This window comes from Halorubrum luteum (assembly GCF_054652935.1).
The window spans coordinates 882,124-902,293 of sequence record NZ_BAAIGT010000002.1; the positions used below are offsets into that span (position 1 = coordinate 882,124).

21 protein-coding genes and 1 tRNA gene are annotated in these 20,170 nt (G+C 61.6%); 16 read left to right on the forward strand and 6 right to left on the reverse strand.

Features of this window, described 5'->3' with window-relative positions; genetic code table 11:
• Positions 1-58: 58 nt before the first annotated feature.
• The 6 genes from ACYQ0R_RS04395 (at position 59) to ACYQ0R_RS04420 (ending at position 4,761) form a co-directional block, all read left to right on the forward strand.
• Complete coding sequence (locus tag ACYQ0R_RS04395) at positions 59-424, forward strand: DUF7964 domain-containing protein (protein WP_459821108.1); 366 nt, start codon at positions 59-61, stop codon at positions 422-424.
• A complete protein-coding gene (locus tag ACYQ0R_RS04400) occupies positions 421-915 on the forward strand; it encodes a zinc ribbon domain-containing protein (RefSeq protein ID WP_459821109.1) in 495 nt (164 codons plus the stop codon). The genes ACYQ0R_RS04395 and ACYQ0R_RS04400 overlap by 4 nt, the downstream gene beginning before the upstream one ends.
• Before the next feature lie 727 nt (positions 916-1,642).
• Positions 1,643-2,359 carry a hypothetical protein gene (locus ACYQ0R_RS04405; protein WP_459821110.1) on the forward strand — a complete coding sequence of 239 codons (717 nt, stop codon included), beginning with the start codon at positions 1,643-1,645 and terminating at the stop codon, positions 2,357-2,359.
• Positions 2,304-2,774 (forward strand): phospholipase D-like domain-containing protein, encoded by a 471-nt coding sequence (locus ACYQ0R_RS04410; RefSeq protein ID WP_459821111.1) that lies wholly within the window; start codon positions 2,304-2,306, stop codon positions 2,772-2,774. Before ACYQ0R_RS04405 ends, ACYQ0R_RS04410 begins: the two co-directional genes overlap by 56 nt.
• Positions 2,775-2,890: 116 nt before the next feature.
• The gene (locus ACYQ0R_RS04415; RefSeq protein WP_459821112.1) at positions 2,891-3,619 is read left to right on the forward strand and encodes a hypothetical protein; all 729 of its coding nucleotides are present in this window, start codon (positions 2,891-2,893) and stop codon (positions 3,617-3,619) included.
• Positions 3,616-4,761, forward strand: coding sequence for an ISH3 family transposase (locus tag ACYQ0R_RS04420; RefSeq protein WP_459820755.1), 1,146 nt, complete (start codon positions 3,616-3,618; stop codon positions 4,759-4,761). Before ACYQ0R_RS04415 ends, ACYQ0R_RS04420 begins: the two co-directional genes overlap by 4 nt.
• A gap of 425 nt (positions 4,762-5,186) precedes the next feature.
• Here the strand turns inward: ACYQ0R_RS04420 and tnpC are convergent, their stop codons facing one another.
• Positions 5,187-6,641, reverse strand: coding sequence for an IS66 family transposase (gene tnpC, locus ACYQ0R_RS04425; RefSeq protein WP_459821113.1), 1,455 nt, complete (start codon positions 6,639-6,641; stop codon positions 5,187-5,189).
• A 121-nt stretch (positions 6,642-6,762) separates the two neighbouring features.
• Here tnpC and ACYQ0R_RS04430 point away from each other — a divergent pair, with 121 nt between their 5' ends.
• Positions 6,763-7,005: a hypothetical protein gene (locus ACYQ0R_RS04430; RefSeq protein ID WP_459821114.1), complete on the forward strand. Its 243-nt coding sequence runs from the start codon at positions 6,763-6,765 to the stop codon at positions 7,003-7,005.
• Positions 7,006-7,360: 355 nt separating this feature from the next.
• On the opposite strand, the gene ACYQ0R_RS04435 is transcribed toward ACYQ0R_RS04430, so the two are convergent.
• A tRNA-Arg gene (locus tag ACYQ0R_RS04435) sits at positions 7,361-7,435 on the reverse strand.
• A 276-nt stretch (positions 7,436-7,711) separates the two neighbouring features.
• Between ACYQ0R_RS04435 and ACYQ0R_RS04440 the strand changes: the two genes are divergently transcribed.
• Both ACYQ0R_RS04440 and ACYQ0R_RS04445 read left to right on the forward strand, forming a co-directional pair.
• Positions 7,712-8,320, forward strand: a complete 609-nt coding sequence (locus ACYQ0R_RS04440) for an RAD55 family ATPase (protein ID WP_459821115.1) — start codon at positions 7,712-7,714, stop codon at positions 8,318-8,320.
• 78 nt (positions 8,321-8,398) lie between these two features.
• Positions 8,399-8,821 carry a CoA-binding protein gene (locus tag ACYQ0R_RS04445; RefSeq protein ID WP_459821116.1) on the forward strand — a complete coding sequence of 141 codons (423 nt, stop codon included), beginning with the start codon at positions 8,399-8,401 and terminating at the stop codon, positions 8,819-8,821.
• Between the two features lie 28 nt (positions 8,822-8,849).
• Here ACYQ0R_RS04445 and ACYQ0R_RS04450 read toward each other — a convergent pair whose 3' ends face one another.
• Both ACYQ0R_RS04450 and ACYQ0R_RS04455 read right to left on the reverse strand, forming a co-directional pair.
• Complete coding sequence (locus ACYQ0R_RS04450) at positions 8,850-9,830, reverse strand: PLP-dependent cysteine synthase family protein (RefSeq protein ID WP_459821117.1); 981 nt, start codon at positions 9,828-9,830, stop codon at positions 8,850-8,852.
• A gap of 168 nt (positions 9,831-9,998) precedes the next feature.
• Positions 9,999-10,292, reverse strand: a complete 294-nt coding sequence (locus ACYQ0R_RS04455; RefSeq protein ID WP_459821118.1) for a DUF5798 family protein — start codon at positions 10,290-10,292, stop codon at positions 9,999-10,001.
• 169 nt (positions 10,293-10,461) lie between these two features.
• On the opposite strand from ACYQ0R_RS04455, the gene surE reads away from it, so the two are divergent.
• On the forward strand, positions 10,462-11,325 hold the full coding sequence (gene surE, locus ACYQ0R_RS04460; protein WP_459821119.1) for a 5'/3'-nucleotidase SurE: 864 nt from the start codon (positions 10,462-10,464) through the stop codon (positions 11,323-11,325).
• Positions 11,326-11,360: 35 nt separating this feature from the next.
• Here surE and ACYQ0R_RS04465 read toward each other — a convergent pair whose 3' ends face one another.
• Positions 11,361-11,999, reverse strand: a complete 639-nt coding sequence (locus ACYQ0R_RS04465; RefSeq protein ID WP_459821120.1) for a nucleotide exchange factor GrpE — start codon at positions 11,997-11,999, stop codon at positions 11,361-11,363.
• Positions 12,000-12,114: 115 nt separating this feature from the next.
• Between ACYQ0R_RS04465 and menD the strand changes: the two genes are divergently transcribed.
• The 6 genes from menD to ACYQ0R_RS04495 all read left to right on the forward strand — a co-directional run bounded on the left by menD (position 12,115) and on the right by ACYQ0R_RS04495 (position 19,030).
• Positions 12,115-14,073, forward strand: a complete 1,959-nt coding sequence (gene menD, locus ACYQ0R_RS04470; protein ID WP_459821121.1) for a 2-succinyl-5-enolpyruvyl-6-hydroxy-3-cyclohexene-1-carboxylic-acid synthase — start codon at positions 12,115-12,117, stop codon at positions 14,071-14,073.
• A gap of 44 nt (positions 14,074-14,117) precedes the next feature.
• Positions 14,118-15,077, forward strand: coding sequence for an NAD-dependent epimerase/dehydratase family protein (locus tag ACYQ0R_RS04475; protein ID WP_459821122.1), 960 nt, complete (start codon positions 14,118-14,120; stop codon positions 15,075-15,077).
• Positions 15,078-15,128: 51 nt separating this feature from the next.
• The gene (locus ACYQ0R_RS04480; protein ID WP_459821123.1) at positions 15,129-15,731 is read left to right on the forward strand and encodes a CDP-alcohol phosphatidyltransferase family protein; all 603 of its coding nucleotides are present in this window, start codon (positions 15,129-15,131) and stop codon (positions 15,729-15,731) included.
• Positions 15,732-15,785: 54 nt separating this feature from the next.
• Positions 15,786-16,022: a DUF7120 family protein gene (locus tag ACYQ0R_RS04485; RefSeq protein ID WP_459821124.1), complete on the forward strand. Its 237-nt coding sequence runs from the start codon at positions 15,786-15,788 to the stop codon at positions 16,020-16,022.
• A 113-nt stretch (positions 16,023-16,135) separates the two neighbouring features.
• Entirely contained in the window at positions 16,136-16,822 is a 687-nt protein-coding gene (locus ACYQ0R_RS04490) for a helix-turn-helix domain-containing protein (RefSeq protein ID WP_459821125.1), read from the forward strand.
• 366 nt (positions 16,823-17,188) lie between these two features.
• Positions 17,189-19,030, forward strand: a complete 1,842-nt coding sequence (locus ACYQ0R_RS04495; protein ID WP_459821126.1) for a 2-oxo acid dehydrogenase subunit E2 — start codon at positions 17,189-17,191, stop codon at positions 19,028-19,030.
• A 70-nt stretch (positions 19,031-19,100) separates the two neighbouring features.
• On the opposite strand, the gene ACYQ0R_RS04500 is transcribed toward ACYQ0R_RS04495, so the two are convergent.
• Positions 19,101-20,162: an NAD(+)/NADH kinase gene (locus ACYQ0R_RS04500; protein WP_459825671.1), complete on the reverse strand. Its 1,062-nt coding sequence runs from the start codon at positions 20,160-20,162 to the stop codon at positions 19,101-19,103.
• Between the last annotated feature and the right edge of the window lie 8 nt (positions 20,163-20,170).

Consider the following 20,170-nt stretch of genomic DNA (forward strand, 5'->3'; position numbering starts at 1 on the left):
CGAACGACAACTGTATCGACTGACGTGGATTCAAGAGGTACCTCCACGAACTCTCGATATGGCCGACAATTCGGGTTCCGAAACGACGCCTTCGTTTCTCTCGTCGGTACCGGATCAGCCGATCACGGATGACATCGTGAAGCAGATTGGCGAAAGCAACCACCCGAAAATCTACGGTGCAATGGGGTTTCCCGGCTCGACACCGGGCACGATCGAAGCGTTTCTCCTGAATATGGAAGGAGTGACGCACGTACTCGTGTTCGACTCGCCTGCGGAACGATGGCGGGTCTACGAGTCGTTCGACAACACCACCATGGATCACCAACAAATGATCGATCATGCCACCGAGATTGCGAACGACTGGTTCGCAGAGAGTCTTGCCGACCGTATTGCGAGTGCAGAAGATGACGACTCTGGACCATGAAGGTACGCTACTACGCAGACGCGGAGATACGAGAGATGCACAACCACGCGATACGTCTGCTAGCGCAGCTCCATGACGACCACGACATTACCGTCGAGATCGATCGGATCGACGAACAGCACGATCCGATTACTGACTTCCCCGGTGAAGTACGGCGTCTCACACCTGAAGAGGTCTACGAGCGCGATCTCAAGCGCAATCGTGCCCTGAACGCGGCCATCGAACAGACGCCGTCGGAAGCTTTCAAACGCTACGGGAAACTCGACATCGCTGGGAACGTCGCCGTCGTTGATGAGGAGGGAACCGTCCAGTGGGCCTCAACCCTTCCAGGATATGCGGACGGGTACGGACCAGGAGCCGAATCACAGACAGCAATGGACTTTCTCGAAGACATCACTACATCGCCGAGTAACCGTATCTGTGTCGAATGTCTACACCTGTTGGACGGCGATGAGAACTTTTGTCCGAACTGTGGAAACGATCTTCCGTAGGTGTAGCAATCGTTTTAAGACCCGTATATAGCTCAGCGAGACAATAATCTCTCTGCTGGTATTGCTACCGTAGTTTGCATAGGGCTCTCTTACATCTGATCAGAGTTCGTGTTTGGGTTGACTATTCAAATTTATCTCTCTATATTGACTTAAACGGGTTTATTTCAACTCTAAGTCAACTAAATAGGCATTAACCATACTTAGACAGCCGATTCGATTTTTCCACCCTGATTCTTTCTGTGAACAATACGTACTCTTCCCTAGCGATCTCTAACGGTATCATGCCCTACCCGAGATACTAGCGTCAGCTAGTGATAGTCCGGGTTCTGAAGTATAGTTCACCCTATTAGAAGCGACAATCGCATAAACTATTATACATCAAGAATACATCTCATCCAATATATCAAAACATGCTGCTATCTGGTAAAAACCGAGTGTCGGAGGGTGATTCCATACGGTTACGGCTGCTTTACACAGAGGATGAGACAATCAAGGTTGACCGACCGTTTCGGGATCAGCCTCTCAAAGTCCATCTTCCAGATACCACACTTGATTCTGTTTTCGATGAAGTGGGGACGTACGAACTCACCGGAACAGTCGGGAAAATGACCTACGCCGAACATCAGGGGCCAGATCATCTGTTTTTCCGACCCAAGAACTAGGATACCATACCGCTGCTCACCTGTTCCTCCACCTCGTGGCTGATGTCGGCGGTGTCAACCCATCTATGCTGTTCTATGGCCTTGACCCCGAGGAAGGTATCGTGTTCATCTTTGAACGGACCGAAGGCGGCCAAGGGATCGTCGACCTCGTGTCCGACGAGTTAGAACACGACCCGGGTACGATCCTCGATTCTCTCGTCCGTATCACATACAACACCCAGGTCATCAACGAACAGCTCTGGACCGACCCGGACTTCGTCGAGAATCTCCCTGACGGCGATATCACCGAACCCGCAGTCGAACAGTGTGTCGACACCCACCTCGAGAACCACCTCGATATCGTGTTCCCGTCCATCCGGGACGACGTCATCGAAGAGGTTCTTTCCACCTGTGACCGTGCTGACCAGCTCAGCGACGACGAAGCCATCTCTCTCCGGGACGCATACACTGTGAAACACACCGTGGCCACCGCCCAGATCGAAGGGGTTGATGCCTTCCCCCTGGGTCGCATCGAGGACCTAGCAGTAGCTATCGATGAACCAAACAAGGTGGACTCACTGTTTTACTCCCCGGACATCGATGGCTGTGTCGAGAACCTCCACACCGGGGAGTGTATCTCCGGCCACGACCAAGAAGAAGTCCTGAGCCACGTCATCCTCCAAGAACTCCGATCCCACCTGATCGATACAGTCGAGCAAGACGACGCTGTTGATGAGATGTTTGACCGTGAGCGAATACCTGCAGGAGAGATCAATGACACGAGCATTTACCTTACCTTCTGACAAACTCGCGTACTTCATCGGGTACACCCTCCTCCACGCGGACAGGGTCGTTCTCGTCTCACCGTGGCTGAGCGACGTCGAACTCCGCTTCCCGGTCAACGACCAGACCTCCAGCCGCGAACTTCTCCTCTCCGAGGCCATCACCGAACTCGATGACACGGAGGTCATCTTCCTCATCAACGGCAGCGAGGACCACAACGACTACATCAAAAACCGGGTCGAACAACACGCCGAAATCGTCGACGTCCGTGACCTCCACGCCAAAGCTGTGATCACCGACGACTGGATCTATGCCGGCTCCGCCAACATCACCCGCCGCGGCCTCCTCGTCAACCGCGAACTCTGTAAAATCGTCGAAAACAGCCACAACGACACAGACACCTACGTCACCGAAGAGCTCGGCATAACCCTTTGACCGTCGTTCAAGATCGCACTCCCAATCTCCAGTGGGAACACGTCCTGTTTGAGGGCTGATCGGTACGTCCTGCGACTCACAATTATTTAAATGAACGACAGTGCAACGGTTGGACTATGTCCCCGTCTGACGACGATGACTCCGACACGTCTGATACCGGCCAGGATGATGATCCCACCTCCTCATCTGTCTCGGCGCTGCAAGCAGTAAGCCAGCTACAGGGGCTTCGACGATCACTGGTTGCCACACAGAACCTAAAAGAGACACTCACGGGACTCGACCGGATGCAACGGGAGCTCGCCGAACCGGTCCAGCAGATGGAACAGACTGCCGAGGATGTCGCCGAAACGGTTCGTGGGGTTGAGAGAATGCAGGAAGAGGCGATCGAACCGATCCGTGAACTCCAACAGACCGTTGATGCTGCGACCCAGCCCTTCGCTGATTTACAACAAACGGTTAGTGCTGTCCAGAGCGCGCGGGCATTCTCCCAGGCGTACAATCAGCAGTGGGAAGGTCTCCGCGAAACACTGGAGGAGCTACGTGAGGGGATCCGCATTGCTGTTGAGGATCAGATCTGGTTGGAAATGCCGTGGGAGTATGAGTCCGTTGAGCCGGATCCTGCTGCCAAAGCTGTGGCCGAAAACTGGGCTACTCAGTTCCTCGACGAGCTGGAAGACGTGGACGATGATTACTTCGAGCAGCTAACCACCCGGATGGAAGACGGCTTGGACGAGTTCCAGAATGACCCCGAGCGACCGTATGCTGCCATTCACATCTTCATCTCGATGCAGGATCAGTCGATCACATCGGATTTGAGTGAAAGTGTCTGCTTGGCAAAAGTGTGAAACCTACCGAAGCAGACAGCGAGATAGAGGAAGAGCACCTGCTTAATTTTGTCGTCAACAGCCTTGACGAAGAGCTTGCGATAGATCTCGGTGAGGACATCGAGGTCACGACAGAGACGTTGTACGAGGTCCTCGCCGGCGCCAGCGCCGGCGGGACCTCAATCAACCACGTCTGCGAAACGACCGACGACTCGCCACACGCCAACACCGTCCGGGGACATCTCACTGAGCAGTTTGAGCTTGACTCGGTTGAGGCGGTTGGAGACACGCTCCTACAACGAGATGCCCTCGAGACACTCCCGGATCGACCGGTGGAGGTCTGCGTAGACCTCCACCTTGATCCCTACTACGGTGACGAGGACGAGACGGAGGCGCTGTACTTCTCGCAAGCGAAACGAGGAACAACTGCGTTTCACGCCTATGCGACACTGTACGCGCGGGTACGTAACAAGCGCTACACGCTGGCGGTTCGCCAGCTGGTCGCTGGCGATACCACCAGCGATGTCCTCGCTGAGTTTCTCGAACTGCTCGACGGCCTTGACCTCGGCGTCAAGGCCGTCTACCTTGATCGCGGCTTCTACAACAGCACCTGTCTCGGGCTGCTGTACGCGCACAACTACGCCTACGTTATGCCGATCGTCAAGTGGGGCGAGACGATTCAAGACGAACTCAGCAGAGGTTGGAGCCGCGAGATCGAACACGATCTCGCTGGCAAGGTAACGTTTCCCGTGTTCATCGATTGTGTGTACCAGCAGGGGCGGTACGATGAACACGGAGTGGCGCGTCACGGCTACGCCGCTGACGCGCCGTTCATCGACACGCCACGCGATGCCCGAGAACACTACAGCAAGCGTTTCGGCATCGAATCGAGCTATCGGTTAGCCAAACAGAGCCTCGCGTTCACCAGTTCTCAAGACGCTGGCCTGCGGCTGGTGATGTTTGTGGTGAGCCTGCTGTTCCAGAACAGTTGGCGGTATCTCCACTGGAAGTACGTGGCGTCGCCCCGCCGAGGGGGGCGACGCCTCTGGGACTGGTCGTTCACGGAGTTCTGTGAAATGGTACTGCGGGCCGCTTGGACAGCTCTAGGTGTCCGCAGGGCTGTCCCAGCGAATCAACCACTCGACGACCGGTTCTTCCGGTAGCTGTCCACCAATCCGGACAGCGGTCGTGAGTGGCGACGCTGTCGCGTCGGCGGCGATCTGCCGCCGACAGCGACTGACTAACGCCTCGACAGCCGAGCAACGCCAGAATTCAGCCGCTCCATCCTTCCGAAGACTATCGAGGGGCCGAGGACAACGATTTAGCGGCTACTGGACGGAGTCGTGGGCCTTCTGATGTGATCGACTGAGGATGCATTGCTGTGGTGGCTGTGTTATCAAGATGAGGAGATAACCACGGAGGCGACGAACGATATCGACTTGCCGAAATACGGGACCGAGGAGAAACAGGATGCACTGCGGAAACACTACCAGGCGTACTTCGGTGTGGAGGAAGATGATCCTGCCCGAATCTCGGACGTAGTTGGATAGCAAGACAAAGATACACCGCTCAGTGATGCCTCTCGTCCTTACCGAAGTTCTCTCCCACCCAGAATTGACTGGAGCTGTTCAGGTGGATCAAGTCCTCGTCGTTTCCACGTCGCCAACATCGTTGTTATTGTCTCGTGAATCTGGACCCCTTCTGCCGAACGCAGGGTCCGAAACATCTTCCGAAGGACTACTTGCTCGCGCAGAGCCCGCTCTGCGCGATTATTCGTTGAATCAACACCCCGTTCGGTCACGAACGTCAGCCAGTGACCCAAGCCATTGCTGATCTTCTTGATCAGCTGCTGAACCTCTTGGGCCTCGTAACCTTCCCTCACCAGGCCCTCCAAGTGTAAGGATGCTTCCGCCCGCTTCTGCTCGCGGGCGGAAGCGGACGGATCTCCTTCGACGAACGTCGTTAGATCGTCGTGGAGTGCGTGCAACTCTTCAGACAGCCGCTCTGCTTCCTCGTACCGTTCAGCGACGTACTCAGCCTCCCGCAACAGGTGCGCCCAGCACCGCTGCAGTTTCGTGTGATAACTCGAATACGCCGACCAGCCGTCACAACTGAGCGTCGAGTCCTCGGCGAATTCCTCGCCGAGGACGTCTTCTAAGACTCCACTTCCTCGGCTTTCATCAACCCAAAACAGCACTTCGTCATCAGTGACGAACGTCCACGCCCAGTGTTGTTCTCCATCGACCGGAAAGCCTGTTTCATCGCAGTAGACGACCTCACTCTCCCGAATCTTCTCTTTGACATCCTCGTAAGCGGGTCGCAGCCGGTCTGCGACCCGCTTAGTCAAGTTGTAGATCGTCCGGTGAGAGATCGGAAGGTCGAAGTCCCAGTCAAACAGCTCGGCCTGTTTCCGGTTCGGCAGTCGTTGATGGAACCGACCGAGAGCGGTTTGGGCCATGATATTTGGCCCAAACCGCCCCTTTTCGGGACAGTCAGGATGCTCAGCAACAACCTCGTTACCACAAGAACAGTGGTGTTTACCGAGCTTGTACTCGGTAACAGTGGTTGGAACAGGAAGCGGTACGTCAATAATAGTCCGTGAAACGTAGCTATCAGGGCTAGAGAGGATTTGCTCACAGTCTGGACAGAATCCCTGATCAACGAGGATCGTCTCTTCTGGTTCAGGTGCTGTTCGAGTTGTTCCCTCGTGACCTTCGCTGCGTCCAGGCGATGAGTCGCTGGCGGCGTCAGAGTCGCCGCCAGCGTCGTCTTCATCAGGTTCTTGGTCTTCGTCCTCGGTTTGGTCGTCATCGCCTGATGAATTAGCCGCACCACCCTGTCTACTGGGTGGTGTGTTTGGATTTTCGTACTGCTTGAGGCGAGCCTCAAGCTGTTCGATCTTCTGTTGTTGTGCAGTAATCTGGCGTCGCAGCAGCTGGTTCTCAAGCTTCTTGACTACGAGCTGCTGGCGGAGTAGCGAACTGTCGTCGGTGCGGATCACGGAATCTGTCGATTCCGTTGATCCGCGACTCCCCAGCGACACAGTAATTCAGCAGTAGTGAACGATCTATGAGACTGCTACGAAATCGTCTCGACATGGAACTGCTATCCAACTACTCTCGGACTTCAAGTGGGACTGCTTCTGGGCGCATCGCCATGCCATCATGCACGGTGACCTGTATGCGACCTACGACATAAACATCGCGACAACTGCCCTCCTCTTTTTCGCCCTTGCTGCTCACTCTGTCCTCCACGTCATCGAGGACTACGACGACGAAGGCGAAGACATCCCCTCCATTATGGACGAAATCGAACAAGCCCAACAGGAGATCAAATCAGAGGATGTCGATCCTGCGGAAGCCCTCGGTACGTTCAGCGCACTCCATCAGTCCACTACTGAGGAGTAACCCATGCATCCCTGGCTGGATCATGCAACGGCATCCTTGAAACAATCGATAGAAGAGTGTTGCCACGGCTTCGAGCTACTCCGATTATCGAAGGTTGAGGGTGTCTTCCTCGACATAGTCTGAGAAGAAGTCACGTACGCCCTCTTTATCGGAAGGATTGATCGAGGTACTTACTTAACGACTGACCGGTACAATTACATCTCCGCGCGCACAGCTTGGATGTAGCGAACCGCAGGACAGCACCGCCGTATTTCAGAATCGTTCGATAATCGAACGAAATCAAATCCGCACACCGGGGGTCTTTTTATAAGTGACCCGCCGCTGTCTGTCGGATTCTAATCGTTCGAAAATCGGATGGGCGCTGCAGGATTTGAACCCGCGACAGCTTGGTCCGAAGCCAAGTACTCTGTCCAGACTGAGCTAAGCGCCCGCACTGTGAGATACTCCGTTCGTCCGTTTAAGTCCCGCGATTCGTCGCGGTAGAGACGGAGCAGTCGTCTATTCGTTACCATCGAGGCTGGACTGAATGGAGCACCGGTCGAGGAGAGACACACCGGACACATTCTATCAACTAGACTACAGTATCGTTAATCAAAAAGAATATTATCCGGAGCGGAGATGTATTCACCAGCCGATGTCCCCCGGCCGGCCGACGTTGTCATCAGACCAACCCCACGCACGGGTGTATTTGTGCTGAGGACCAGTCATGTATGATCTCACACCCCATCTCGATATCGACGCCGATCCGGGGACGAACCTGCTTCTCACCGGTCCGCCGCTGACCGGAAAACGGAGCATGGCTCTGGATATCCTCGCGGACGGAACCGATCGGGGTGACGGAGCGATCGTGGTCACGACGAAGGACGGAGCCGATCGCGTGCTACAAGATTACGAGACACGAACGGCCTACGAGGGGCGTCCCGTCGCAGTCGTCGACTGTGTCACTCGACAACAAGGCGTCGACGACGTACGTGATGACGAGCGGATCAAATACGCCTCTTCCCCGGTGGATATGACCGGTATCGGGATCAAGCTCTCGGAGTTCCTCCAAGCCTTTTATCAAGATCGTGATATTGAGCGGAACCGGATCATGGTTCATTCGCTGTCGACGCTGTTGATGTACTCGGATCTCCAGACCGTGTTTCGGTTTCTTCACGTGTTTACCGGTCGAATTCAGAGCGTCAACGGATTAGGTCTGTTCTGTATCGATTCGACGGCCCACGACGATCAGACGATGAACACGCTCAAACAGCTGTTTGACGGGATCGTCACGCTTTCCGAGGACGATGCGCCCGAGGTGCGGCTCGCTCAGTGATCCCGGCGTACCCAACGAATGCGGGTTCGTCTGTGGCCTATGCGGAGCGTTAACATCGCTGCGGTCGATACGTTACGCATGCCCATCTCCGACGACGCCCGGCTCCGAGAGCTACTGGACGCCGAGACGATCGCCGTGGTCGGCTGTTCGACGACGCCAGGTAAGGCTGCACACGACGTGCCGGCGTATCTCCAGCAACAGGGCTATCGCGTGATCCCGGTGAACCCGTTCGCGGAGGAGGTGCTCGGCGAGTCGGCGTACGACGACCTGTCGGCCGTACCGGCTGATATCGATCTCGTGGACGTGTTCCGTCCGAGCGAGGAAGTGCCGGAGATCGTAGAAGCAGTTCGAGCGCGACACGCCGCACGCGGAGACGCCGGCATTCTCTGGCTCCAGCTCGGGATCCGCGACGACGATGCCGTCGCCGAGGCGGAGACCGACGGAATCGCGACCGTGCAGGATCGGTGTCTCAAGGTCGAACACCGCCGACTGCTCGGATGACCGGTTGTCGACGCGAGCGAATCCACGATTATCCTTCCCACTCCTCGAACGAGCGATATACGCCTTTCGAGAGGTAACGCTCCGAGGAGTCGGGGAAGACAGTGACGACGGTGTCGTGCGGGGCGTCGATCTCCCCGTCGGCGATCGCCTCAGCCACCGCCTTCGCGGCGACGCTGTTCGCCGCCGCCGACGAAGCGGCGAGATGGCCTTCTTCGGCGGCGAGACGGCCCATCTCCTCGTGTACGTGACGGTCCGAGATCGCTCGGATCTCGTCGACGAGATCGGGGTCGAACAGCTCGTTTGTCGCAATGTCGTGGGTGCCTATCCCTTCCGTCTTGTACGTCTCGTGTGCTACGTCGTGGCCGAGAAACTCGCGATACGCCGATCCGTCCGGTTCGACCGCGACAATGTGTGTGTTCGCGTCTCGCTCACGGAAGTATCGAGCAGTCCCCATCAGCGTCCCGGCGGTACCACAGCCGGCGACGACGGCACCGACCGCGCCGTCGAGTGCCTCGTCAATCTCGGGAGCGGTAGTCTCGTAGTGTGCTTCGGCGTTGAGGGGGTTCGAGAACTGCTGTGGCACGGTTGCGTTGTCGAGCTCCGCCGCAAGTTCGTGAGCGCGGTCGATCGCGTAGCCCATTCCTTCTTCACTCGGTGTGTTGACCACGTCAGCTCCGAGTGCCCGCATGAGCTGCTGTTTTTCCACCGAAAACCGCTCCGGAACGACGAACACCGCCTGTAGTCCGAGCTGCTTCGCGGCGACCGCAAGCCCGATACCCGTATTGCCCGCGGTCGGCTCGATCACGGTTCCGCCCGGATCGATATCACCCCGTTCGAGCATGCGCTCGAGCATGTGCTTACCGATGCGGTCCTTGATGCTCGCACCGGGATTAAACGACTCGAGCTTCGCGTACACGGGTGCAGAGTCGGGGGAATCGTGGACCCGAACGAGCGGCGTCTCCCCGATCGTCTCGAGCACGGACGGGAGGGGTTCCCGATGGGTCGTCATGATCGAACCCACAGCGTCTCAAGGTTTGTGTGTTTTCATCGTTTCCCGGTGGCGCTCCGATTCATCGAGATTTCTCGGGATTTCGCTGCCTCGTGTCACTCCCGGGTTCGATTACTCGCTCCGACGAAACACACCGGCTGCGATCAAGCGTCCCAACCAGCCCGCCGGTCACTCAGTATCGTGCGCGGCGTCGCTCTCGACCCCGTCTTCGGACTCCGCCTCCACGATATGTGCTTCCGTACTCACGGAGTCGAGATCGACGCCGACTTCGCGGGCGACGGCGTCGAGCACTGCTCGCTGCTCGGCCACCTCGTTTTCGAGGCCCTTGACCCGTTCGGCGGTGTCTTTCACCGTCGTCTGGGTGTCCTCGACCTCGTCCCGAAGCTCATTGAGCTTCTGATACGTCTGTTCGGCCTTATCCGCGAGCGACTGAATCCGTTTGGCCGTATCGCCGAATCCCATGTGTCGCTGTTGGCGTCCCGGCTACCTGTGCTTTTCCGTTCGTCAATCTTCGGCGGAACGGAGTCGCCGGGTGAACGGCCGAAGCAGTAACCGCTGAACGGTGAACGATCGGAGACGCTCCGCCGTCCGATGACGGTTCCTTTTTATTTCGACCATCCCATCCTTCGATATGACCGTCGACCGGATCCTGTTAACGAACGACGACGGCATCGACGCTGTCGGACTCCGTGCGATGCACGACGCGCTCGCGGACGAGTACGAGGTTACGGTCGTCGCGCCGACCGAGGACCGGTCGTCGATCGGTCGTGCGGCCTCACACGAGGTGAACGTAGCGGATCACGAACTCGGCTACGCAGTGGCGGGCACCCCGGTCGACTGCGTGATCGCAGGACTTGGAACGCTCGTTCCCGACGCCGACGCGGTCGTCGCCGGCTGTAACAAAGGCGCAAACCTCGGCGGCTACGTCCTCGGCCGGTCCGGAACCGTCTCCGCGGCGGTCGAGGCGACGTTCTTCGACGTGCCCGCGATCGCTGCATCGATGTACGTCCCCGGGGGTGACGACTGGTGGCGACGCGATCTCGGCCGCAGCCGATTCGCCCATGCCACGCAAGCGACGCGGTTCCTCGTCGACCATGCGATCGGCGGCGGCGTGTTCGACCGTGTCGAGTATCTCAACATCAACGCGCCGATCGCGGACGACGGAAGGGAGATGGTAGCGAGCGGCGGCGAGACCGGCGATAACAGGAGCCACGACGTCGACGATATCGGAGATGACAACGACGCCGACACCGACCGCGCACCGATGCGTGTGACGCGGCCATCACCGTGGTACGGTATGGACGCGGAACGGAACGGTGCGGACGAGATCGTCTTCCGTGACCGAATCTGGGACCGGATGCGCGATGACGACGTTCCAGATCCTGTCGGCACCGACCGGCGGGCAGTTCTCGACGGCGAGGTGTCCGTTTCGCCGCTGTCGGCTCCACACGCAGCCGTGGACCACGACGCACTCGACGAGTTGGTGACTGCGTGACTGCGTAAACCAACGAACGTCGAGGCGAATGGCGCCTACTCGTCACCGTTGCTGACCGTCACTTGCGCCTCGGCGATCACGCGGTCGCCCATCTCGTACCCGGGCTCGTACACCTCGTCGACGGTCCCTTGGGGTCGGTCACTGTCCACGCGGAGCATCACCTGATGACGTTCGGGATCGACCTCCTCGCCCGGCTCCGGCTCGATCGGTTCGACACCCTCCTCCGCGAGCACCTCGTCGAACTTCTCGACGGTCGACTCCACACCCGGGCGAATGTCGCTGTCGTCGTCCTGGTCGAGCGCCCGCAGGAGATCGTTTCGCACGGGCGTAATACGCTCGACGAGCGACTCGGAGGCACGCTCGCGGATCTCCGCCTGCTTCCGTTTGGCCCGCTCCTTGTAGTTCTTGAAATCCGCCCGCACGCGGGCGATCTTGCTCGTCAGCTCGTCGACCTCCGCACGGCGATCCTCGAGCGCCTCCTGCGTCTCCTCGAGTTCGGCTTCGAGCTCCGCGACCTCCCGAGCGAGCCCCTCGTCGTGGTCGGCGACGCGGTCGACGAGCGGCGGCGTGGTATCATCCGTCGCTTCTGGGTCGGTTTCGTCGTCGTGCTCGACGCCAATGTCGGTCTCATCGTCCGCCGGGTGCTCGGTCTCGGCGGCGGCATCCTCGCTCATACTGGTTCGAAGTCGGTCACCGTGCATAAGCGTTGCAAAACGCGACCGGGGCCAGCGGGGTCGCCGACACCTCGACCTGCGGGAGTATATAAATCGCGACGCCGTACCCCGATGCATGACTGCGCCGAACCGGAACACGTTGTGGGCGGATGCGATCGTCGAGGAGCTCGTGGCCGCGGGCGTCGACGCCGTGGTGATCTCGCCCGGAAGCCGATCGACGCCGCTGACGGTGGCCGCCGCGCGCAACCCCGACCTCCGGGTGTTCTCCCAGCTCGACGAGCGGTCGGCCGCATACTTCGCGCTGGGGCGCGCGCGCCGGACCGGTCGAGTGACGCCGCTCGTCTGCACGTCCGGCACCGCCGCCGCCAACTACCATCCGGCCGTGATGGAAGCGGACAACGCCCGCGTCCCGCTGCTCGCTCTCACCGCGGACCGCCCACCGGAGCTCAGAGACTCCGGCGCGAATCAGACCGCTGACCAGGAGAAGCTGTACGGCGACGCCGTCCGGTTTTATAAAGATCTTCCGGAGCCGGCCGCCAACGACCGTGCGCTCCGGTCGCTGCGAACGACGGTGTCCCGTGCCGTCGCGGTCGCCGAAGGCGCTGACCCCGGGCCGGTCCATCTCAACGTCCCGTTCGCGAAACCCCTCGAGCCGACGCCGGTCGCTGACGACGTGCCCGACGCTCTCGAGCCGGCGGCCGAGCACGGTCGCGACGGTGCGTACGTCGACGTCACCGGCGGCGTGCCCGAGCCCGGAGACGCCGAGCTTCACCGACTCGCCGAATCGCTCTCGGTTGACCGGGGGCTGATCGTCGCCGGACCGGCGGATCCGCCGGGAATCGACCCGGAAGCGGTGACCGCGCTGTCACACGCGACCGGATATCCGGTGCTCGCCGACCCGCTTTCCGGGGTCCGACACGGCGGCCACACCCGCGTTGCACCCGTCGTCGGCGCGTACGACGCGTATCTATCCGCCGAGCTCGCCGACGGGAGTGCCGACGCTGAACGCGCGGCGGAACCCGGCGGTCGAGTCGCCGCCGACGATCACCGCGCACACGACGAGTGGGCCGACCCCGAGGTCGTGCTCCGACTCGGGGCGTCACCGACGTCGAAGCGGCTCCGAAAATATCTCGCCGCGACGGACGCCGACCAGTACGTCGTCGACCCCGGGGGGCGGTGGCGGGAGGCGGAGTTCACCGCGACGGATCTCGTCGTCGCGGAGCCGAATCGACTGTGCGCCCGACTCTCCCGGATCGCCGCGGGGGGCGGCAACGAGCAGTGGAAACGGCAGTGGGTCGAAGCGGATCGCGTCGCCGAGGCGGTCCATCGTCGAGACCCCCTCGGCGGAGCTGAGGGAAAAGATACGAGCATCGAGGGGAGTGAGTCGTCGGTGCCGGCCGGATTCCACGAAGGCGACGTTCTCCGCGCGGTGGTCGAGGAGCTCCCTGAGCCGGCGACGTGTTTCGTCTCGAACTCGATGCCGGTCCGCGATCTCGACCGGTTCGTCCCGCCGGCGGCGAGAAACGTCACGGTGCTCGGCAACCGCGGCGTCTCCGGGATCGACGGGGTCGTCTCCGCAGCGCTCGGCGCGGGCTCCGCGACGACCGACGACCTCACGCTGGTCGTCGGCGACCTCGCGTTGTATCACGACACGAACGGGCTCCTCGCGCTCGACCGGTGTGACGTCGAAGCGACGGTCGTTCTCGTCAACAACGACGGCGGCGGGATCTTCCATACGCTCCCGATAGAGCGGTTCGAGCCGGAGTTCACCGAACAGTTCAAAACGCCGCACGGGGTCGATTTCGAACCGATGGCCGAGCTCCACGGGCTCGAGTACGCCTGCATCGACGCGCGAGAGTCGGCTTCCGGCGATCGGACGGATACGATGGATGACCGGTCCGACGCGATGGACGCGGTTGCCGAGGCGTACCGGACCGCCAGAGACGACGCCGGATCGCACCTCATCGAGATCCGCGTCGACGCGGAGTCGAGCCATCGGAGTCGCAAATCCCTCCGGGAGACGGTCGAGCGCGCGGTGCACGGGCGTGTAGTGGACGGATCGCGCCTCGACTAGGCTCGACCGCAACCCCTTTTATATACGGTCGCACACTCCGAGACATGGATCTCACCGGAGCGCGGGTGCTCGTCACGGGTGGCGCGGGACTGATCGGGAGCCACCTCGCGGCCGACCTCGTCGGCGACGCGGCGCACGTCCGGGTGACGGACGATCTCTCGAAGGGTGAACGGGATCGGGTCCCCGACGAGGCCGAGTTCGTCCGAGCGGATCTCACCGATCCGAACGCCGTCGCCGACGTCGTCACCGACGACCTCGATATCGTCTTCCATCTGGCCGCGTACACCGACACCAACTTTGACGACGACCGAACGCTGTTCGAGGAGAACACGACGATGACGTACAACGTCGCCGATCGGATGCGCGAGGTCGACGTTTCCAACCTCGCGTTCACCTCCTCGTCGGCGGTGTACGGCGAGGCACCGCGCCCCACACCGGAGGATTACGCACCCCTCGAACCGATCTCGGTGTACGGCTCCGCGAAGCTCGCGGACGAGGCGCTGCTGTCGACGTTCGGTCACTCGTACGGGTTCTCCGTCTGGACGGTCCGGTTCGCGAACGTTGTCGGTCCGTACCAGCGCGGCACCGTCATCCCGGATTTCATCGAGAAGCTCCTCTCGGATCCGAGCGTCCTCACGATCCTCGGTGACGGTCGTCAGGAGAAGTCGTACATGCACGTTTCCGACTGCGTCGACGCGTTCAGACACGTCGTCGAGCACGCGGACGACGACGTGAACACGTACAACCTCGGCACGCGAACGACGACATCCGTGACGACGATCGCCGACGTCGTGAGCGACGAGCTGGGCGTCGACCCCGACTACGCGTACACCGGCGGCGACCGCGGCTGGACGGGCGACGTTCCGAAGATGCGGCTGTCGATCGAGAAGCTCTCCGCGCTGGGATGGGAGCCGACGCTGTCGAGCCACGAGTCGGTTCACAGGGGAGCCCGGGACCTGATCGCGGAGCTGGCTCCCGATCGGCTGGATTCCGACGACTTATAACCCGCGCGGGCGACGTTCCTGCCGAACGATGTTCGACCGGGTGAGCGCCGGATGACCCTCGACCGATTTCGACCGGTAGCCGACCGTCTGCTTGGCCCGTGGGTGACGCTGGCTCAGCGGCTCGGGCTCTCGCCGGACGGCGTGAGCGTCGTCGCGTTCGGTGCCGCAGTCGCTGCGGGCGGCGCGTTCGCGGTCGCCGAGCCGACGTTTTATGTTGCGGGAGCGATCCTCGTGTTCCTCAACGGGTGGCTCGATCTCGTCGACGGCGCGCTCGCCAGACGTGAGGGGATCGCCTCGGACGGCGGCGACTTTCTCGACCACGTGCTCGACAGGTACGCGGACATCGTCGTCATCGCCGGGTTCACCGTCGGCGTCGACGCGTACGCCCTCGGCTTTCTCGCGGTGACCGGCGTGTTGATGACGTCGTATCTCGGGACGCAGATCCAGGCGGTCGGGATCGGTCGGGAGTACGGCGGCCTGGTCGGCCGGGCCGACCGGCTCGCGCTGATGGGAGTCGTCGGCGTCATCGCCGCTGTCTCCGCCGGTCCGATCGTCGTCGGTCTGACCGTCGTCGAACTCCTCCTCGCGCTGCTGGCGATCGTCGGGCATCTTACTGCCCTCCAGCGGTTTCGTGGTGCATGGGCGGATCTGTGACGGGCCGCCACGCCCGCCCATCGGGTTTAAAAGTCTCCGCACGCAACGGGGGGTATGCCCACGTTCGAGTTGAACCTCTCTGACGACGTGTACGCGGAGTTCCAGCAGCTCGCCGAACAGGAGTTCGTCTCCGAGGAGCAGGCCGCCGAAGAGCTCATCTCCTCGGGGATCGAGGCGTACAACGTCACCGTCGTCGACGACGACCCTCGCGACGAGATGCTCGATGGCGCCGAGAACAACATGTTCGACACCGCACAGGACCCCGGCAGCATCGAGGACGACCGCTTATAACACGCCACCCGCCGCTGCGGAGCGTGTATGACACATCGCCGCCCCACATCGTTGAGCGACGACCATCGCGGGGAATACGAAACCGATTTCCCCGTCGCCGCCGGGGAGTTAATATGCGCGAGGTGACGTTACGGATTCGACACTGCGGCGAACCGGAACACGAGATAGGTGTCCGCTATCCGGACGTCACGATCCGTTCCGCATCGTCGATGACGGGTCAAGGAACGGAGCGCAAGCGTATCAACGAGTTTCGCGGTCCGAGCGAGTCGATCGCCGGCTTTCTCGCGGAGTTTCGTGAGACCGAGCCGGTGATCGAAGCGGAGCCGCTGTCGCCGCTCGAGGACGGCCGCGTGTACGTGGCGATCGTCGTCGACGCCGAAAAAAAGGACAGCATCTCCGAGCGACTCGCCGATATGGGAGTCCACTACCGGATGGGAACGACGGTCAAAGCGGGCGTCGAGACGTGGACGCTGTATCTGGATCCCGACGATGATCTCGCGGGCGTGATCCGAACGCTGGAGCGGGCCGGGAACGAAGTCGAACTCGTCCGGAACGTGGGGCTCCCGGAGGTCGACCGTCCTCCACAGCTCGAGATGACGCAGTTTCTCGACGATCTCACGCGGCGACAGCGTGAGGTGCTCTCGACGGCCATCGAGATGGGATACTACGACCACGGCGGGGACGTCGGCGTCGAGGATCTCGCGGCTGCGCTGGATCTCGGGTCGACAACCGTCTGGGAGCATCTCTCGCGCGCGGAGTCGAAGGTGATGTCGGGACTACACGAACGCATCGAAAGCTAACCGTCGTCGCCAGGGACAGGCGTCGAGCAGTTCGAGGAATCGTTCGCCGGCGATCGGGTCCGTGTCCGCAGCCGTCGCTCAGCGGTCGAACGTGGTGGCTCGGTGAATGGATATCATCACACGGGGCTCAGAGGGGGTAACGGATCGTCATGGCCACCACGAACAAACGTACTCACTGATCGGTATAAAGTGGCTATGATCGGAACGACGTATCTCGATCGCGGAGTCGTCCAGTTCGAACGGCAACACGCCGAACACCGGGAGAACCGTCGAAACCGCAGTGGCCCACCGTCGCAGTGTGTTGTTTGGTATCATTGATCTATTGATCTGCAACAGTTTTTACTTATAATTCGTTGAATGGCCACTATGGGGTATATTGTCCGGATGCCAAAGCTCGGTCTCGAGATGGAGAGTGGGGTGCTTCTCGAGTGGCACGTCGACGAGGGGGAGTCGATCGACGAGGGAGAGCTCGTCGCCGAAGTCGAATCCGAGAAGAGCGTTGGTGAAGTCGAAGCCAGAGAGGACGGTGTCCTCCGGCGGACGTATCTCGAGGTGGGCGGAGAAGTGCCACCCGGGACGCCGATCGGAATCGTCGCACCGGCCGATGAAGCGATCGACGATCTCGAAGCGGAAGCGGAAGCGGATCTCGGCGAGGAGCCGGTGGCCGATGCGGCGGCGACGGCGGACGAATCCGACTCGCCGAGCAGCGACGCACCCAGTGCGAGCGACGAACCCGGGCCCACGACCGAGGAGATTCGGGCGTCGCCACGTGCTCGGGAACGCGCGGACGAGCTGGGCGTGAATCTGGAGACGGTCGACGGCACCGGCTATCAAGGCGCGATCACGGAGCAGGACGTCGAGACCGCCGCGGCCGGTGCCGGTGGGGAATCCGAAACCGATCAGCCGGACGCCTCGCCGCGAGCCCGAAAGCGCGCCGAGGAGCTGGGCGTCGAGCTCACGACCGTCGACGGGAGCGGGTATCAGGGTGCAATCACCGAAGCGGACGTCGAAGCCGCAGCCGACGACGCGGCGGACGTGGCCGCAGAAGCTGACGAGCGAACCCTCGTCGAGGAGCGCTCGTTCGACGGCATGCGCCGGACGATCGCCGCCCGGCTGAGCGAGAGCTATCGCGAGGCCGTTCACGTGACCGTCCATCGCGAGGCCGACGCCGAGGAGCTGTTCGCCGCCGTGGACGTAGCGGACGACGCGCTTGAGACCGACGTCTCCGTACAGGACCTGCTCCTGCTCGCGGTCTCGGCAACTCTCGAGAGCTTCCCCGCGTTCAACGCCACCTTCGAGGACGACGTCCACCGACTCTGGTCGGAGCACAACATCGGCATCGCGGTCGACATCGAGCAAGGCCTGATTACGCCAGTACTGCGCGACGTGGGGGAGAAATCGCTATCCGAACTCGCCGACGAGCGCCGGGACCTCGTCGACGACGCGCTGAGCGAGAACTACACGATGGACGACTTGCGTGGTGGGACGTTCACGATCACGAACCTCGGCGTGCTCGGCGTCGAGTCGTTCGATCCGATCATCAACCCGCCCCAAGTCGCCATCTTGGGCGTTAATGCTGTCGCGGAGCAGCCGGTGCGACGCGGTGGTGACGAACTCGACACCGACGAGGCGATCGAGTGGCGTCGCCATCTCCCGCTCGATCTGTCGTTCGACCACCGCGTCGTCGACGGTGCCGACGCCGCTCGCTTCCTCGAGACGCTGGTCGAGCACCTCGAGCATCCGTGGCAGCTGCTGCCGGCAGCGGTCGACGAGGGGGCACGAGAGCGAGCGAGAGAGGAGACCGAGATGCCCGGCCGCACCGTCACTGCCACGAACCCCGACGGGATGCGAGGACGGATCGACGCGGGCTCTTTCGAGTGGCAGTTCGACGAACCCGAGGAAAGCGGCGGGACCGAAACCGGCCCGACACCCGTCGACGTGTTCCTCGGTGGACTCGCTTCGTGTCTCTCTCTGAGCACACGCTATCAGGCCGAGAAGCGGGACGCCGACGTCGGTGAGATTTCGGTGACGACCGACGCCGACCCCGAACACGGCTCGGTGGAGTCGATCGAGGCGATCATCCACCTCGAAACTGACGAGGACGATGCGACCGTCGAGCGGATCGTCGAGCTCGGTGAGCGTGGCTGCAACGTCTCGAAGCTCCTCCGAGAGGACCTGGACATTGAGCTCTCGTGGGATCGCCAGTAGCGACCACTAACGGACCGCTCCGCGGGAGGTCGGTCGTTCGACGCGGAGCACCACCGCGGTCAGATACGGATCAGTCTCGATCCGCTCGCTCCGTGTCGACGTCGAATCCGCGGCGTCGCGCTCCGACCTCGAGCGCTCGCTCGACATCCACGAGCAGTGGCCCATCCTGAAGCGGCCGCAGTTCGACCGTCGCCTCGGTCGCCTCGAGTTCGCGCTCGCCGTCAGCGCCGACCACGTCGTCGGCGATCTCGAACGAAACCGAGTCGTCGGGTTCGAGCCGGCTCCACGATTCGACGCCGACCGTCGCGAGGACGCCGGGCGCAACGACTGCCCGCACGGACCTGTCGGCTCGATCAGGGTCGCCGAGCCGGACGGCGACGCCGCCGGGATCGTCGCCTCCGAGAGGCTCCGACACCACCGCGCCGGCGACGGCCGACAGACCGACATCGCCCGGGTGCGCGCGAGAGACGACGCCGCCCCGCAGGTCGGCGGGGTCGAGCAGCGCTCGCGTGCCGACGAACGAGCGCGACGACAGCTCGGCCGAGGCGAGCGCGGTCAGCCGTCGCTCGTCACCCGAATCGTTCGGTCGAACCGTCGCTTCGACCGTTCCGTGCCGCGTCGCGACGTCGTCCGCCGGTGCTGCACCCGTGGCCACGAGCCCGGCCGCGACGCCCGCGAGCGTCCCGTCAACCGGTGACGGAACGACGGTGTTTGTCCCCGTTGCGACCGCGACGACGGGGACCGAAGCGATCTCGAGCGCTACGTCCCGTGTCGTTCCGTCCCCTCCAAGGACGACGACGGCATCGGTGGTCTCACGAAAGCGGGCCGCTGCCCGGCGGGTGTCGGCGGCAGATCCGTCGGGTCTCACGTCGAGCAGCCCCACCGGGAAGGCGTCGCCAGCCACCTCGGACTCCTCGAACGCGTCGCGGACGATTCCGGTCCGGGTCGGCATCGCCGTGATCTCGATGGCGTCCGCGACAACGGTCAGTCCTTCGAGGACGCACTCGGTGACGCGGCGCTTCGCGTAGTTGTCGACGACGCTCGCCCCGCCGGTGAGCCGACGGACGTCCCGTCCTGCGGCGGGATTGACGACGAGGCCGATTCGGGCACGGTCCGAAACGGAGTCGTCCACGGCGTCGA

What these genes read in the sequence shown, in the direction of transcription:
- ACYQ0R_RS04430 (WP_459821114.1), top strand. Translation starts at nt 6,763, where the DNA reads ATGCACGGTGACCTGTATGCGACCTACGACATAAACATCGCGACAACT.
- ACYQ0R_RS04455 (WP_459821118.1), bottom strand. Translation starts at nt 10,292, where the DNA reads ATGGGATTCGGCGATACGGCCAAACGGATTCAGTCGCTCGCGGATAAG.
- ACYQ0R_RS04405 (WP_459821110.1), top strand. Translation starts at nt 1,643, where the DNA reads ATGCTGTTCTATGGCCTTGACCCCGAGGAAGGTATCGTGTTCATCTTT.
- ACYQ0R_RS04445 (WP_459821116.1), top strand. Translation starts at nt 8,399, where the DNA reads ATGCCCATCTCCGACGACGCCCGGCTCCGAGAGCTACTGGACGCCGAG.
- menD (WP_459821121.1), top strand. Translation starts at nt 12,115, where the DNA reads ATGACTGCGCCGAACCGGAACACGTTGTGGGCGGATGCGATCGTCGAG.
- ACYQ0R_RS04400 (WP_459821109.1), top strand. Translation starts at nt 421, where the DNA reads ATGAAGGTACGCTACTACGCAGACGCGGAGATACGAGAGATGCACAAC.
- ACYQ0R_RS04475 (WP_459821122.1), top strand. Translation starts at nt 14,118, where the DNA reads ATGGATCTCACCGGAGCGCGGGTGCTCGTCACGGGTGGCGCGGGACTG.
- ACYQ0R_RS04450 (WP_459821117.1), bottom strand. Translation starts at nt 9,830, where the DNA reads ATGACGACCCATCGGGAACCCCTCCCGTCCGTGCTCGAGACGATCGGG.
- ACYQ0R_RS04415 (WP_459821112.1), top strand. Translation starts at nt 2,891, where the DNA reads ATGTCCCCGTCTGACGACGATGACTCCGACACGTCTGATACCGGCCAG.
- ACYQ0R_RS04480 (WP_459821123.1), top strand. Translation starts at nt 15,129, where the DNA reads ATGACCCTCGACCGATTTCGACCGGTAGCCGACCGTCTGCTTGGCCCG.
- surE (WP_459821119.1), top strand. Translation starts at nt 10,462, where the DNA reads ATGACCGTCGACCGGATCCTGTTAACGAACGACGACGGCATCGACGCT.
- ACYQ0R_RS04485 (WP_459821124.1), top strand. Translation starts at nt 15,786, where the DNA reads ATGCCCACGTTCGAGTTGAACCTCTCTGACGACGTGTACGCGGAGTTC.
- ACYQ0R_RS04440 (WP_459821115.1), top strand. Translation starts at nt 7,712, where the DNA reads ATGTATGATCTCACACCCCATCTCGATATCGACGCCGATCCGGGGACG.
- ACYQ0R_RS04395 (WP_459821108.1), top strand. Translation starts at nt 59, where the DNA reads ATGGCCGACAATTCGGGTTCCGAAACGACGCCTTCGTTTCTCTCGTCG.
- ACYQ0R_RS04490 (WP_459821125.1), top strand. Translation starts at nt 16,136, where the DNA reads ATGCGCGAGGTGACGTTACGGATTCGACACTGCGGCGAACCGGAACAC.
- ACYQ0R_RS04465 (WP_459821120.1), bottom strand. Translation starts at nt 11,999, where the DNA reads ATGAGCGAGGATGCCGCCGCCGAGACCGAGCACCCGGCGGACGATGAG.
- ACYQ0R_RS04495 (WP_459821126.1), top strand. Translation starts at nt 17,189, where the DNA reads ATGGGGTATATTGTCCGGATGCCAAAGCTCGGTCTCGAGATGGAGAGT.